This is a genomic window from Bradyrhizobium sp. (assembly GCF_004799445.1).
Taxonomy (GTDB): Bacteria; Pseudomonadota; Alphaproteobacteria; order Rhizobiales; family Xanthobacteraceae; genus Bradyrhizobium.
In genome coordinates, this window is record NZ_SSNA01000081.1 from 66,615 (window position 1) to 81,711 (window position 15,097).

Below are 15,097 nucleotides of genomic sequence, written 5' to 3' on the forward strand. Positions count from 1 at the left end.
GCGGTCAAACCGATCGACAAAACGGCCAGGAAATCCGCTTGGCTAGCGGCCTTTTGCCGATCCCCGCCCTTGTGTTTTCGTACCCGATCCGGTTTCACTGCTGGCTTCCCGTGCCTGACCGATTCTTCTGGTGTGCCCATGCGATTGTCGCGGTTCTTTCTGCCCATCCTCAAAGAGAATCCGAAAGAGGCCGAAATCGTCTCGCATCGGCTGATGCTGCGCGCGGGCATGATGCGGCAGGAGGCGGCGGGCATCTATGCCTGGCTGCCGCTGGGCTTGCGGGTGTTGAAGAAGATCGAGCAGATCGTCCGCGAGGAGCAAAACCGCGCCGGCGCCCTGGAGCTTCTGATGCCGACGCTGCAGCTCGCCGATCTCTGGCGCGAGAGCGGCCGTTACGACGCCTACGGCCCCGAGATGCTGCGCATCACCGACCGCCACAAGCGCGAACTGCTTTACGGGCCGACCAATGAGGAAATGATCACCGAAATTTTCCGCGCCTATGTCAAATCCTACAAGAGCCTGCCGCTCAATCTCTACCACATCCAGTGGAAGTTCCGCGATGAGCAGCGGCCGCGTTTCGGCGTGATGCGCGGGCGCGAATTCCTGATGAAGGATGCCTATTCCTTCGATATCGACGAGGCCGCGGCGCGGCGCGCCTACAACCGGATGTTCGTCGCCTATTTGCGCACCTTCGCGCGGATGGGATTGAAGGCGATCCCGATGCGCGCGGAGACCGGCCCGATCGGCGGCGATCTCAGCCACGAGTTCATCGTGCTGGCGGAGACCGGCGAGTCCGCGGTCTATTGCGACAGCGACGTGCTCAACCTGCCGGTGCCGGGCGAGGAGATCGACTACGAGGGCGATCTGACCCCGATCATCAAGCAGTGGACCTCGGTCTATGCCGCCACCGAGGACGTCCACGACGCCGCGCGCTTCGACCGTGAGGTGCCGGCCGAGAAGAGGGTGCACACACGGGGTATTGAAGTCGGCCAGATCTTCTATTTCGGCACCAAATATTCCGACACCATGAAGGCCCTGGTCGCGGGCGCCGATGGCGCCGAGGTTGCCATTCATGGCGGCTCCTACGGCGTCGGCGTCTCGCGTCTGGTCGGCGCCATCATCGAGGCCTGCCATGACGACGCCGGCATCAAATGGCCGGAAGCGGTCGCCCCGTTCAAGGCCGTCATCCTGAACTTGAAACAGGGCTCGCAAGACACCGACGCGGCGTGCGAACAGCTCTATCGCGATCTCGCGGCCAGGGGTGTCGAGGTGCTTTACGACGACACCGACCAGCGCGCCGGCGCCAAATTCGCCGCCGCCGATCTGATCGGCATTCCCTGGCAAATCCTTGTCGGCCCCAAGGGTCTTGCCGAAGGCAAGCTCGAGCTGAAGCGGCGCAGCGACGGATCGCGCGAGAATCTGAGCCCGGCGGACGTGCTGGCACGGCTGACCGAGTGAACGAATTATCCACCGCAGGCATCCGGATATCGGTCACCGCGGCTACAATTAGCCCGAATCGTGTGAAAATCGGACTATGGATGAAGCCATGAGCGAGCCAATTCGGACCCCACCTTTCGCGCCCTTCGAGTGGCTGCTGTCGGGACGCTATTTGCGGGCACGTCGCAAGGAGGGCTTCATTTCCGTCATCGCCGGATTCTCGTTTCTGGGCATCATGCTCGGCGTCGCCACGCTGATCATCGTGATGGCCGTCATGAACGGCTTCCGCAAGGAATTGCTGGACAAGATTCTCGGCCTCAACGGCCATCTGTTGGTGCAGCCGCTGGAATCGCCGCTGACCGACTGGAAGGACGTCGCCGACCGCATCAACCAAGTCGCCGGCATCAGGCTCGCGGCGCCGGTGGTGGACGGGCAGGCGCTGGCGTCCTCGCCGTTCAATGCCTCCGGTGTCCTGGTGCGCGGGATCCGTGCCGACGATCTGAATAACCTCACCTCGATCGCCAAGAACATCAAGCAGGGCACGCTCGAGGGCTTCGACGACGGGGAGGGCGTCGCGATCGGCCGCCGGCTCGCCGATACGCTGTCGCTGCACGCCGGCGACAACATCACGCTGGTGCAGCCGCGAGGTCCGGCGACCCCGATGGGCACCATGCCGCGCATCAAACCTTACAAGGTGTCGGCGGTGTTCGAGATCGGCATGTCGGAATATGACGCCAGCTTCGTGTTCATGCCGCTTGCCCAAGCGCAAGGTTTTTTCAGCCGCAACAATGACGTGTCCTCGATCGAGGTGTTCACCAACAATCCCGACAAGATCGACGCCTTCCGCAAGAGCGTGACTGAGGCGGCGGGCCGGCCGGTGTTCCTGGTCGACTGGCGGCAGCGCAATTCGACCTTCTTCAACGCGCTTCAGGTCGAGCGCAACGTGATGTTCCTGATCCTCACCATGATCGTGCTGGTCGCGGCGCTCAATATCGTCTCCGGCCTGATCATGCTGGTGAAGGACAAGGGCAGCGATATCGCGATCCTGCGCACCATGGGGGCCTCGCAAGGATCGATCATGCGGGTGTTCCTGATCACGGGGGCGGCGATCGGCGTGGTCGGCACGCTCACCGGATTTCTGGTCGGCATGCTGATCTGCCTGAATATCGAATCGATCCGGCAATTCTTGTCATGGCTCACCAACACCGAGCTGTTTTCGCCGGAGCTTTACTTTCTTTCCAAGCTGCCGGCCGAGATCGATTTCGGCGAAACCAGCGCGGTCGTGATCATGGCGCTGACATTGTCCTTCCTCGCTACGCTCTATCCCTCGTGGCGTGCTGCCCGCCTCGACCCTGTCGAAGCGCTGCGGTACGAGTGAGGGGCAGATGGAGCAGGAGGCGGAAGATGTACCGGTCGTCTATCTCCACGAGATAAAGCGCCAGTACACGCAAGGGGAGACGACGCTGACCATCCTCAACGGCGCCAAGCTGGCGCTGTGGGCGGGACAGTCGGTGGCGCTGGTGGCGCCATCGGGCGCCGGCAAGTCGACGCTGCTGCATATCGCGGGCCTGCTCGAGAGCCCCGACGACGGCGAAGTCTATGTCGGGGGAGCGCCGACCTCGGGCCTGTCTGATGTCGAACGAACCCAGATCCGCCGTACCGATATCGGCTTCGTCTATCAGTCACACCGGCTGCTGCCGGAGTTCACGGCACTCGAAAACGTCATGCTGCCGCAGATGATCCGTGGCCTCAAGCGGTCCGAGACCGTCAAACGCGCCACCGAAATCCTGGCCTATCTCGGGCTCGGCGACCGGATCAAGCACCGGCCGGCGGAACTGTCGGGTGGCGAGCAGCAGCGGGTCGCGATCGCGCGCGCGGTCGCCAATGCGCCACGGGTGTTGTTCGCCGATGAGCCGACCGGCAATCTCGATCCGAATACCGCCGATCATGTGTTCAATGCGCTAATGCAACTGGTGAGGGCGACGCGGGTGGCGATGCTGATCGCTACCCACAACATGGAACTGGCGGGCCGGATGGACCGGCGGGTGTCGCTGGTGGACGGCGAGGTCGTTGAACTGGATTAGCGCGACACACCAGGCAGGCGGGGGGGCCGGGTTCCGGAACCGGCTCAGCGAAATCGGCCGGTTTTGATCCGCCTCAAGGCGTTCTTCTGAAGTGGCGATAGCTTACCACTATGTTCGAAGTGGTGATCAGAAATCACAGCCCGATCAAGTGGGAGTGGCAGCTGCACGACCATGACGGCAACGTCCTGTTGCGCGGGTTGGAAAAGACCCGCGCGGCCGCCAAGTACAAAGGTGAGCGCGCCCTGTTCCAGCTCTTGTTGATCCGGCCGACCTCTGACCAGCCAGACCGCCCTGGCTAACCAGCCGGCCGGTGATCTCGGCGATGGCGTGGAATTGAGGCGGCGGATCATTTGGATGTGACGACGCCCAGGCTGGCCAACCGGCGACCGCTGACGCATATTCGGAAAATGAAAAAGTCCGACGTCACCTGTCCGAAATGCCACGCCGGCTACCGCCGGATTGAGCTCGCCTCAAGGCCCGGAACCAAGGGTGAATTCCGCTGCCTGCTCTGCGATCAGGTACTTGAGGTTTTCGACGGCTCAACCGAGGTGGCCATCCGCCTCACGGTTCAGCCCGAAAAGACGTTCGAATGATTTCCAAATAACGCGCACGCAGAAGTCAAAGCCCCGAGCCTCGGCCGGGGCTTTTTTGGACCTCCGTGGCTTCTCGGCAAAGGCGTACCGCCAGTGGGGGCCGAACCCAGTGGCCGCCAATCAGCCAGCCAGCCAAGGTGATCCCAAGAGGTTTTTTCACGGATTATTTTCCAAACTCACTCAATTCCCGCGTCGGCTCGTGGGTCAGTTTGATTGCGGGAGGCGGACGGGCTGGAAAATGGACGACTCGCGGGGCATATTGCAGGGATGGCCAGTGGCATTTGGACGACCGAACATTTCGACTGCCCCAATTGCGGGATGCCCTACACCGTGACGAAGGAGGAGCATCCGGACAAGCATACCGGCAGCTTCAACTGCCAGATTTGCGGGGTCGAGGTCCACGCCTGGTCCGGCGACTATGATTTCTTCAATTGGAAGACCGACAAGGCGAGCCCGCCCGTCTTTGGGAAAAAGAAGTAACGGACGGCCCCGGACCGCCGCTGGGGAGCCCAACCCACTCGCCAGGTCGATCATCGATTAAGCCGCAAGAGGGACCGCAGTCGCGCCTCCCATCCCGCGAAATTAGCCAAGAGGTTTTCGCGGGTCATTTTTCAGAGCCGACCCACGCCCCGCCCTTGGGTAGTGGATCAGTTTGATTGCGGCTTCCGGGCTGGAAACCGACTGATTCGGGGCGCATATTCCGAACATGGCAGAATTTGTAGAATGGCTCACCGGAACGCATAAATGCGAATGCGGAGCAAAATACAAAGTCACCGTGACCGATGTATCCCCGGATTGCGTGAACTGTGAAAAATGCGGCGTCCTGATGGACCACCCGTCTAACAAGAGCCTTCTGGCTTATGAGCGCATACCGGGGGACAATGACCCATTCCAAGCGCCCTAGGCTTACCTGCCGGTTCCCGTTGGAAGCGAGTCCCGTTAACCAAGCGATTTATTTCGGGGCCGTTTTTCAGAACCGACCTACGACCCGCCCTTGACCTAAGAACAAAAACGGAACAATGTTCCTGTTATGTTCATATAGCAGGAGGCGGACATGTTGAAGGTTTTCGTGGAAGAGGCGGCGGCGCTGGCGTCGATTGCGCTGTTTGTCGGGATGATCGCGGTCTGGGCGCAATTGATCCCCCAGCTCTGAAGGCGCCAGCCAGATCGGGCGGCAGCGCCTTGGGGAAAAGCGGGACGGCGGCCGGCGATGGCGCCTTCCGCGTGGACACATCGCAGCCAAGGCTTCACCATTGGCGCGCGCGAGTCGGCCCTTGAGGGCGGCCTGACGCTCCCTCAAGCTCCAGTGATTGCTCGCCTCGATGTTGTCAAAGCCCGCGGTACCTCCGTCCAACGCCGGATTTATCCATCTCCACGTCCATTCGGCCTATTCGCTGCTGAAGGGATCGATCAAGATCGCCAAGCTCGCTGAGCTGGCGAAAGCCGACCGCCAGCCGGCGCTGGCGCTGACCGACACCGACAACATGTTCGGCGCGCTGGAATTCTCCGACAAGATGGCCGGCTACGGTATCCAGCCGATCATCGGCTGCGAACTCGCGGTTGATTTTGGCGATCAGGACCCCAGCGCGCGCAATGCACTGGCGGCGGCGCCTGCTCGCATTGTGCTGCTGGCGGCGCGCGAGCGGGGCTACCGCAGCCTGATGCGGCTCAACTCCCGCGCCTTCCTCGAAACGCCGATCCATCAGAGCCCGCACATCAAGTTCGAGTGGCTGCAAGGCGACGCCGAGGATCTGATCGCGCTGACCGGCGGCCCCGACGGGCCGGTCTCGCTGGCGATCGGCGCCGATCAGGCGGCGCTGGCGGCAACGCGGTGTGACCGGCTGGCGGAGCTGTTCGGTGACCGGCTTTATATCGAGTTGCAGCGCCACGGCATCGAGAAGGAGCGCCGCGTCGAGGCCGCGCTGATCGATCTGGCCTACGCCAAGGGATTTCCCGTCGTCGCGACCAATGAGCCCTACTTCGCGACATCGGACGATTACGAAGCCCACGACGCGCTGCTCTGTATCGCCGGCGGACGGCTGATCGCCGAGACCGATCGCAATCAGCTCACGCCCGATCACCGCTTCAAGACTCGCGCCGAGATGGCCGTGCTGTTCGCCGATATTCCGGAGGCGCTGGCCTCCACCGTCGAGATTGCCGAGCGCTGCGCGTTCCGCCCGGTGACGCGCAAGCCGATCCTGCCGCGCTTCACGGTTGGCGCGGGCACCAACGCCGCGGACGCGGAAAGTGACGAGGCGGCGGAATTGCGCCGCCAGGCCGGGGAGGGCCTTGGCTACCGGCTCGGCGTTCACGGGCTTTCGCAAGGCACTTCCGAGGAGGATTATCGCGCCCGGCTCGCCTTCGAGCTCGATGTCATCACCCGCATGAATTATGCGGGCTATTTCCTGATCGTGGCGGACTTCATCAAATGGGCCAAGGCCGAGGGCATTCCGGTCGGTCCGGGCCGCGGCTCCGGCGCCGGCTCGCTGGTCGCCTACGCGCTGACCATCACCGATCTCGATCCGATCCGGTTCGGCCTGTTGTTCGAGCGCTTTCTCAATCCGGAACGCGTGTCGATGCCCGACTTCGACATCGATTTCTGCCAGGACCGGCGCGGCGAGGTGATCGACTACGTGCAGCAGCGCTACGGCCGCGATCAGGTCGCGCAGATCATCACCTTCGGCACGCTGCAGGCGAGGGGCGTGCTGCGCGATGTCGGGCGCGTGCTGCAGATGCCCTATGGGCAGGTCGACAAGCTGACCAAGCTCGTGCCGCAAAATCCCGCCGCCCCCGTGACGCTGGCGGCCGCGATCGCCAGCGAGCCGAAGTTGCAGGCGTTTCGCGACGAGGACCCGGTGGTGGCGCGCGCCTTCGACATCGCGCAGCGCCTGGAGGGCCTGACCCGCCATGCCTCGACCCACGCCGCGGGGATCGTGATCGGCGACCGGCCGCTCAGCGAGCTGGTGCCGCTCTACCGCGATCCGAAGTCCGACATGCCGGTCACCCAGTTCAACATGAAATGGGTCGAGCCCGCGGGCCTCGTCAAATTCGACTTCCTCGGCCTCAAGACGCTGACGGTGCTTGATGTCGCCGTGAAACTGCTCAAGCAGCGTGGCGTCGATGTCGATCTCGCGACTCTGCCGCTCGACGATGCCGCCAGTTACCAGATGCTCGCGCGCGGCGATGTGGTCGGCGTGTTCCAGGTTGAAAGTCAGGGCATGCGGCGCGCGCTGGTCGACATGCGGCCCGACCGCTTCGAAGACATTATTGCGCTGGTCGCGCTGTATCGTCCCGGCCCGATGGCGAACATTCCGACCTATTGCGCCCGCAAGCATGGCGATGAGGAGCCGGAATATCTGCATCCGATGCTCGAGCCGATCCTGAAGGAAACGTTCGGCGTCATCATCTACCAGGAACAGGTGATGCAGATCGCGCAGGTGATGGCCGGTTATTCGCTCGGCGAAGCCGATCTGTTGCGGCGCGCGATGGGCAAGAAGATCCGCTCGGAGATGGAGAAGCAGCGCGCGGGCTTCATTGAAGGTGCGGTCAAGAATGGCGTGCCGAAGGGCCAGGCCGACACGATTTTCGAGCTGCTGGCAAAATTCGCCGATTACGGTTTCAACAAGAGCCACGCCGCGGCCTATGCGCTGGTGTCGTATCAGACCGCCTATATGAAGGCGCACTACCCGGTCGAATTCCTGGCGGCGTCGATGACGCTCGACCTCAACAATACCGACAAGCTCAGCGAGTTTCGCGCCGAGGCGCAACGGCTCGGGATCAAGGTCGAGGCGCCCTCGGTCAATCGTTCCGGCGCCACGTTCGAGGTCGCCGACGGCACCATCTACTACGCGCTGGCCGCGCTGAAGGGCGTCGGCCAGCAAGCCGTCGAGCTGATCGTGGAGGCACGCCGCGACGGGCTGTTCACTTCACTGGCTGATTTCGCTGCCCGCGTTAATCCGCGCGCGATCAACAAACGCGTCATCGAGAGCCTGGCGGCGGCCGGCGCGTTCGACGGGCTCGATTCCAATCGGGCGCGGGTCTTTGCGGGCTCGGAGGCGATCCTCGCGGCCTGCCAGCGCGGCCACGAGGCCGCGACCGTCGGGCAAAACGACATGTTCGGCGGGGCTGCCGACGCGCCGACCATCATGCTGCCGCAGGTCGAGCCCTGGTTGCCGGCCGATCGGCTGCGGCGAGAATATGACGCCATCGGTTTCTTTCTGTCCGGCCATCCGCTCGATGATTATGCGACCGTACTGAAGCGCCTGAGGGTGCAGTCCTGGGCGGAATTCTCCCGCGCGGTCAAAACCGGCGCCACCGCCGGCAAGGTTGCCGCCACCGTGGTGTCGCGCATGGAGCGGCGGACCAAGACCGGCAACAAGATGGGGATCATCGGGCTGTCGGACCCGACCGGCCATTTCGAGGCCGTGCTGTTTTCAGAAGGGCTCGCGCAGTATCGCGACGTGCTGGAACCGGGTGCAGCCGTGCTGTTGCAGCTCGGCGCCGAGCTGCAGGGCGAGGATGTCCGCGCCAGGGTGTTGCACGCCGAGCCGCTCGATGACGCCGCCGCCAAGACCCAGAAGGGGCTGCGCATCTTTGTCCGCGATACCAAACCGCTTGAATCCATCGCCAAACGGCTGCAGATTCCCGAGCCGGCGCCGCAAAGTGCCGCGGTCCGTGGTCCCCAGGCCAAGCCGGCCGCGGTGGCGGGAGCCGACGGCGATGTCTCGCTGGTCCTGATGCTCGACCTCGAAACCGAGGTGGAAATGAAGCTGCCGGGCCGCTTCAGGGTCTCGCCGCAGATTGCGGGCGCGATCAAGGCGGTGTCAGGCGTGGTGGACGTGCAGACACTGTAACGGCAGGGAGGAGTCTCGGATGTGCGAGATGTGCCGCCGAAATTCGATTCAAAGCTTCGAGCCTTCGCGGCGCAGCCTGCTTGCTGCCGCGGCCTCGACGATGGGGCTGTTGTTGGCGAATGCGGCCGGCGCCAAGGAGATCAAGCCGCCGCCGAAGCCCCAGAACGTACTGACGCCGGCGGCGTCCCTCGAACGTCTGCTGAAGGGAAATGCGCGCTATGTTGAGGGCGTGTCGCTGCGTCACGATTTCAGACATGAGCGGGAGGCGCTGGCCGGAGGCCAGAATCCCTATGCCGCCGTATTGAGCTGCGCCGATTCGCGCATCGCACCCGAATACGCCTTCGATAGCGGCCGCGGCGATCTCTTTGTTTGCCGCGTGGCAGGCAACTTCGCCAACACTGAAACGATCGCCAGCATGGAATATGCCGTCGCCGTGCTGGGGACGCCTCTGATTGTTGTCCTGGGTCACGATAGTTGCGGCGCGGTCAGTGCGGCGATCAAATCGCTCAAGGACGGCACCACTTTGCCCGGACGCATGCCTTCGCTGGTCAGCGGCGTCGCGCCCGCGGTCAATGCGGTATCGCAGCAGGGCGGTGACACGCTCGGCAACGCCATCCGGCAGAATGTGATCGACAACGTTACCAGGCTCAACTCGGCGACGCCGATTCTGAGCGCGGCGGTTGAGCAGGGCAAGCTCAAGGTGGCGGGCGGCATCTATCGGCTCGGGGATGGCAGGGTCGATATGGTCGCCTGAGGCGCGGATTTGGGTCTCAGGCCGGGTTTTCGGCTCTACCGGCCCGAAAGCGCCAAAACCGGCCCAATTTCCTTGCTTCTCGCAAAAATCCAGCTATATACCGCGCCATCTCACACGGAAACATGGCTCAAAAGGCCGTCCGGTGGCAGCCGGGCCATAAGGCTCGTCTGCTCACACGTTTCCGGAGGAACCAACCGGAGAACTGAACTATGGCGCTACCCGATTTCTCTATGCGTCAGCTGCTTGAAGCTGGCGTCCACTTTGGCCACCAATCGCACCGCTGGAATCCGAAGATGGCGGATTACATTTTCGGTGCCCGCAACAACATCCACATCATCGACCTCGCCCAGACCGTGCCGCTGTTGCATCGCGCGCTCCAGGCGGTCAGCGATACCGTCGCCAAGGGCGGCCGTATCCTGTTTGTCGGCACCAAGCGGCAGGCGCAGGACGGCGTCGCCGAAGCCGCCAAGCGCTCGGCGCAGTATTTCGTCAATTCGCGCTGGCTTGGCGGAACCCTGACCAACTGGAAGACGATTTCCGGATCGATCAAGCGGCTGCGGCATCTCGATGAGGTGCTCAATTCCGGCGATGCCAATGCCTACACCAAGAAGGAGCGGCTGACGCTGCAGCGCGAGCGCGACAAGCTCGACCGGTCGCTCGGCGGCATCAAGGACATGGGCGGTCTGCCCGACATGATCTTTGTGATCGACACCAACAAGGAAGACATCGCGATCCAGGAAGCCCAGCGGCTCAATATTCCGGTCGCCGCGATCGTCGACACCAACTCGGACCCGAAGGGCATTACCTATGTCGTGCCCGGCAATGACGACGCCGGCCGCGCCATCACGCTGTATTGCGATCTGATCGCCCGCGCGGTGATCGATGGCATTTCACGTGCGCAGGGTGATTCCGGCATCGATGTCGGCGCATCCGCCCATCCCGTTCGCGAGGAAATTCCGACGGCGCCGCAGCCGACCGGCTTCCAGGGACTTGCCGGGCCGCGCGGCGCGGCCGACGATCTCAAGAAGCTCACCGGCGTGTCCGGTGCGATCGAGAAGAAGTTCAACGATCTCGGTATTTTCCACTATTGGCAGCTGGCCGAACTCGACCACGACACCGCGCACAAGATAGGCGAAGAGGTCGGGCTTCCGAGCCGGGCCGATGGCTGGGTCGCCCAGGCCAAGGCGATGACCGCAGAAGCGGAATAGCGAAGTGCTGGCCGGAACAACCCGGCCAACAAATTCCAATTTACGACATGACTGATGGTGGATCGGCGGCGAGGCGGCAAAGCCGCGCCGCTACCGCCCTGACAGGCAGAGGACGTGCAACGATGGCGACAATCACAGCGGCGATGGTCAAGGACCTGCGCGAGACCACCGGCGTAGGCATGATGGACTGCAAGCAGGCGCTGTCCGAGACCAACGGCGACATGCAGGCGGCGATCGACTGGCTGCGCAAGAAGGGCCTGTCGAAGGCGGCGAAGAAGGCCGGCCGGGTCGCGGCGGAGGGCCTGATCGGCGCGCTGACCGCCGGCGGCAAGGGCGTCGTCGTGGAGGTCAATTCCGAAACCGACTTCGTCGCGCGCAATGGCCAGTTCCAGGGACTGGTCAAGATGATCGCGCAGGTCGCGCTTGACGTCGGCACCGACGTCGAAAAGATCAAGGCCGCCAAAATCGGCAACGTGACCGTGGAAACGGCGATTGCGGACGCCATCGCTACCATCGGTGAAAATATGACGCTGCGCCGCGCGGCCTCTCTCGAAGTCGGCAAGGGCGTGGTGTCGAGCTACGTGCACAATGCGGTGGTCGAAGGCGCCGGCAAGATGGGCGTGATCGTGGCGCTTGAATCGGCCGGCAAGACCGACGAACTGGCCACGCTCGGCAAGCAGATTGCGATGCATGTCGCGGCCACCAACCCGCAGGCGCTGGATCCGGCCGGGCTTGATCCGGCCGCCGTCAAGCGCGAGAAGGACGTGCTCGCCGACAAATACCGTCAGCAGGGCAAGCCCGAGAACGTGATCGAAAAGATCGTCGAGTCCGGCCTGAAGACCTACTACAAGGAAGTTTGCCTGCTCGAGCAGGCCTCGATCCATGCCGAGCACGGTGGCAAGTCGGTCGCGCAGGCCCTGAAAGAAGCTGAGGGTAAGGTTGGCGCGCCGATCAAGGTGACCGGATTTTTGCGCTATGCTCTGGGCGAGGGAATCGAGCGGCAGGAAACCGATTTCGCCGCCGAAGTCGCGGCGGTTAGCGGTCAGAAATAACCGCCCGAACAGTGCTTGCGGCCTGTTTGCGCCGCAAGCTGCCGGGCGGGCTAGGGAAAGCGATGCGCAATGGCTGAGCCGGTCTATCGTCGCGTGGTGATCAAGCTTTCCGGCGAATATTTTGCCGGCCCGCACGCATCCGGCATGGACCAGCCAACCATCGACCGGGTCGCCGGCGACCTGATCGCGGCCAGGCAATTGGGCGTCGAAATCGCCGTCGTCGTCGGCGGCGGCAATTTGGTTCGTGGCGTGGAAGTATCCTCGCGCGGTGTCTCCCGCCCGACCGGCGACACCATGGGCATGCTCGCCACCGTGATGAACTGCCTTGCGCTCGAGGCGGCCATCGAGCGCCGCGGGGCGCCCGCGCGCACGCTGTCGGCGTTCGTCATGCCTCAAATCTCGGAACTGTTCACCCGAAGTGCGACGCACAAATATCTCGCCGAGGGCCGAATCGTGCTGCTTGGCGGGGGAACCGGCAATCCGTTCTTCACCACCGATACCACGGCGGTGTTGCGGGCAGCCGAAATCGGCGCGCAGGCGGTGCTGAAGGCCACCAACGTCGACGGCATCTACAGCGCCGATCCCAAAAAGGACCCGTCCGCCAAGCGATTTGACCGCCTGAGCCATTCCGAGGCGATCGCAGGCAGCTACAAGGTGATGGATGCCACCGCATTCGCGCTTGCCCGCGAGACGTCGCTGCCTATCATCGTGTTTTCGATCGCCGAGCCGGGCTCGATCGGCGCAATTCTGCGCGGCACCGGCCACGGCACCGTCGTCGCGGGCTGACGGGCCGGCGAAGCGCCGAGCGTGCGGAGGGCTGGCGGCCTCGACGAGCGGTTTTCAAGAGGAGAGAGCGTTATGCCCACGGGTAGTTTCGACATCAACGAATTGAAGCGCCGCATGCAGGGCGCCACGCAGTCTCTCAAGCACGAACTGGGCGGTTTGCGGACCGGCCGCGCCGCCGCATCGATGCTGGAGCCGGTGCAGGTCGATGCCTATGGTACGCATATGCCGCTCAATCAGCTTGCGACCGTCAGCGTGCCCGAGCCGCGGCTTATTTCGGTGCAGGTATGGGACAAATCGATGGTCAAGGCCGTGGAGAAGGCGATCGTCGATTCCAACCTCGGCTTGAGCCCTGCCACCGAAGGGCAGGTGCTCCGCTTGAGAATCCCCGAGCTCAATGAGGATCGCCGCAAGGAATTGGTCAAAGTCGCGCACAAATACGCCGAGGCCGCCCGCGTCGCGGTCAGGCATGTCCGGCGCGATGGCCTCGATACGATCAAGAAGCTTGAGAAGAATCACGAGATTTCCGAGGACGATCAGGAGCGCCTGGCCAATGATGTGCAGAAGGCGACCGACGGGTCGATTTCGGAGATCGATCAGTTGCTTGCGGCCAAGGAAAAGGAAATCCTCACCGTTTAGGCCATGTTTTTGTTTGAGCATGATCTGTTCGGAAAACCGGTTCGCGCTGTGCGCTAAAGCGGCCCTCCGGGTCATGCTCTGAAGGATTGATCGATGTCGAACGTCGCTGCCCCTGCAACGGAAGGACCGGATCGAGCGGACCATCCGTTGCATGTGGCGATTATCATGGACGGGAACGGACGCTGGGCGGCCGCCCGCGGTTTGCCGCGCGCGGAAGGTCATCGCCGCGGCGTCGAGGCGCTGCGCAAGGTCGTTCGCGCCGCAAGCGAACTCGGCATTCTTTACCTGACGATTTTCTCCTTCAGCGCGGAAAACTGGTCGCGCCCGGCGACCGAAATCGGCGACCTGTTCGGCCTGCTGCGGCGTTTCATCCGCAACGACCTGGCGACGCTGCATCGCGACGGCGTCCGGGTCCGCGTGATCGGCGAACGCGAGGGATTGGAGCCGGATATCTGCGCGCTTCTGAAAGAGGCCGAAGACCTGACGCGGGATAACAATCGCCTCAACCTCGTGGTCGCCTTCAACTACGGATCCCGCCAGGAAATCGCGCATGCGGCGCAGCGGCTAGCGCGCGAGGTCGCCGATGGAAAACGTGATCCCTCGTCGATCGATGCCGACACGCTCGGTCAATACCTGGACGCACCCGATATTCCCGATCCTGATCTGATCATTCGCACCAGCGGCGAGCAGCGGCTGTCGAATTTCCTGATGTGGCAGGCGGCCTACAGCGAACTCGTATTTGTACCGGTCCACTGGCCGGATTTCGACAAGGCTGCGCTGGAAGGCGCAATTGCGGAATACGCCAGGCGGGAACGCCGTTTCGGCGGTCTGGCCGCGAAAACCGGATCGTGACAAAAGGCGAAGCCGCGCCTGCGGCCACCGCGGAGCAGGGTGCGCGTAATCTTTTGGTGCGCGTCGCCGCCGCGCTGGTGCTGGCCCCGCTTGCGATCGCCGCCGCCTATGCCGGCGGATGGCTTTGGGGTTTCCTCGTCACGTTCGCCGCGGTCGGTCTGTATGTCGAATGGCTGACGGTCGTGGACGCCCGCACTCCGCGCCTGATGGCCGTCGGCATCGCGACGCTTTTCGGCGCCGCCGCGTCGCTTGAAATCGGGCAGATCGGAGCGACTTGTGTCATGGTCGCGATCGGCATCGTGGGTGCTGCGTTGCTGTCACCTTATCGCAGCGGCTGGGCTGCGCTTGGCGGTTGCTATGCGTTCGTGGCGCTCGTCGCCTCGATCGCGGTGCGCTTCGATCCAGTATGGGGGTTTACCGCGCTGATGTTCGTCCTGCTGATTGTCTGGGTGACCGACATCGGCGGCTATTTCGCAGGCCGGGGCATCGGCGGCCCAAAACTGTGGCCCCGGGTCAGTCCCAAGAAGACCTGGGCCGGCGCTATCGGCGGTTTTGCGGCGAGTGTCGCGGTCGCCGCCGGATTCGCCGCTTTCGGCCTCGGCAAAACCGGCCCCATTCTGCTGCTGGGAGCCCTTCTCTCGATTGCATCCCAGTTCGGCGATCTGTTCGAATCGGCCGTCAAACGCCGATTCGGCGTCAAGGACTCCAGCCACATCATTCCCGGGCATGGCGGGTTGCTCGATCGTCTCGACGGTTTCGTCGCCGCCATCATGCTGGCGGCGATTTTCGGATTTTTGCGGGGCGGCGTGGATGGCGTCGGCCGCGGTCTTATGGTTTGGTGA

General features: G+C 63.3%; 14 protein-coding genes. All 14 read left to right on the plus strand.

Going from position 1 to position 15,097, the window contains the following annotated elements:
* Positions 1 to 138: 138 nt before the first annotated feature.
* Positions 139 to 1,458 carry a proline--tRNA ligase gene (gene proS / locus E8A46_RS11025; RefSeq protein WP_291560408.1) on the plus strand — a complete coding sequence of 440 codons (1,320 nt, stop codon included), beginning with the start codon at positions 139 to 141 and terminating at the stop codon, positions 1,456 to 1,458.
* Positions 1,459 to 1,534: 76 nt separating this feature from the next.
* Entirely contained in the window at positions 1,535 to 2,815 is a 1,281-nt protein-coding gene (locus E8A46_RS11030) for a lipoprotein-releasing ABC transporter permease subunit (protein WP_291560409.1), read from the plus strand.
* Between the two features lie 7 nt (positions 2,816 to 2,822).
* Complete coding sequence (locus E8A46_RS11035) at positions 2,823 to 3,521, plus strand: ABC transporter ATP-binding protein (protein WP_291560410.1); 699 nt, start codon at positions 2,823 to 2,825, stop codon at positions 3,519 to 3,521.
* A 110-nt stretch (positions 3,522 to 3,631) separates the two neighbouring features.
* Positions 3,632 to 3,820 carry a hypothetical protein gene (locus tag E8A46_RS11040; protein WP_291560411.1) on the plus strand — a complete coding sequence of 63 codons (189 nt, stop codon included), beginning with the start codon at positions 3,632 to 3,634 and terminating at the stop codon, positions 3,818 to 3,820.
* 108 nt (positions 3,821 to 3,928) lie between these two features.
* Positions 3,929 to 4,114 (plus strand): hypothetical protein, encoded by a 186-nt coding sequence (locus tag E8A46_RS11045; RefSeq protein ID WP_291560412.1) that lies wholly within the window; start codon positions 3,929 to 3,931, stop codon positions 4,112 to 4,114.
* Positions 4,115 to 4,381: 267 nt separating this feature from the next.
* Entirely contained in the window at positions 4,382 to 4,594 is a 213-nt protein-coding gene (locus E8A46_RS11050) for a hypothetical protein (protein WP_291560413.1), read from the plus strand.
* Between the two features lie 842 nt (positions 4,595 to 5,436).
* Positions 5,437 to 8,967, plus strand: coding sequence for a DNA polymerase III subunit alpha (gene dnaE / locus E8A46_RS11055; protein ID WP_291560414.1), 3,531 nt, complete (start codon positions 5,437 to 5,439; stop codon positions 8,965 to 8,967).
* A 19-nt stretch (positions 8,968 to 8,986) separates the two neighbouring features.
* Positions 8,987 to 9,721, plus strand: a complete 735-nt coding sequence (locus tag E8A46_RS11060) for a carbonic anhydrase (protein ID WP_291560415.1) — start codon at positions 8,987 to 8,989, stop codon at positions 9,719 to 9,721.
* 209 nt (positions 9,722 to 9,930) lie between these two features.
* Complete coding sequence (locus E8A46_RS11065; protein WP_291560416.1) at positions 9,931 to 10,929, plus strand: 30S ribosomal protein S2; 999 nt, start codon at positions 9,931 to 9,933, stop codon at positions 10,927 to 10,929.
* Between the two features lie 122 nt (positions 10,930 to 11,051).
* Positions 11,052 to 11,981, plus strand: a complete 930-nt coding sequence (tsf, locus tag E8A46_RS11070; protein WP_291560417.1) for a translation elongation factor Ts — start codon at positions 11,052 to 11,054, stop codon at positions 11,979 to 11,981.
* Positions 11,982 to 12,050: 69 nt separating this feature from the next.
* Positions 12,051 to 12,767 (plus strand): UMP kinase, encoded by a 717-nt coding sequence (gene pyrH / locus E8A46_RS11075; protein WP_291560418.1) that lies wholly within the window; start codon positions 12,051 to 12,053, stop codon positions 12,765 to 12,767.
* Positions 12,768 to 12,839: 72 nt separating this feature from the next.
* On the plus strand, positions 12,840 to 13,403 hold the full coding sequence (frr, locus tag E8A46_RS11080) for a ribosome recycling factor (RefSeq protein WP_291560419.1): 564 nt from the start codon (positions 12,840 to 12,842) through the stop codon (positions 13,401 to 13,403).
* A 93-nt stretch (positions 13,404 to 13,496) separates the two neighbouring features.
* Positions 13,497 to 14,255 (plus strand): isoprenyl transferase, encoded by a 759-nt coding sequence (locus E8A46_RS11085; protein WP_291560420.1) that lies wholly within the window; start codon positions 13,497 to 13,499, stop codon positions 14,253 to 14,255.
* Complete coding sequence (locus E8A46_RS11090) at positions 14,252 to 15,097, plus strand: phosphatidate cytidylyltransferase (protein WP_291560421.1); 846 nt, start codon at positions 14,252 to 14,254, stop codon at positions 15,095 to 15,097. The genes E8A46_RS11085 and E8A46_RS11090 overlap by 4 nt, the downstream gene beginning before the upstream one ends.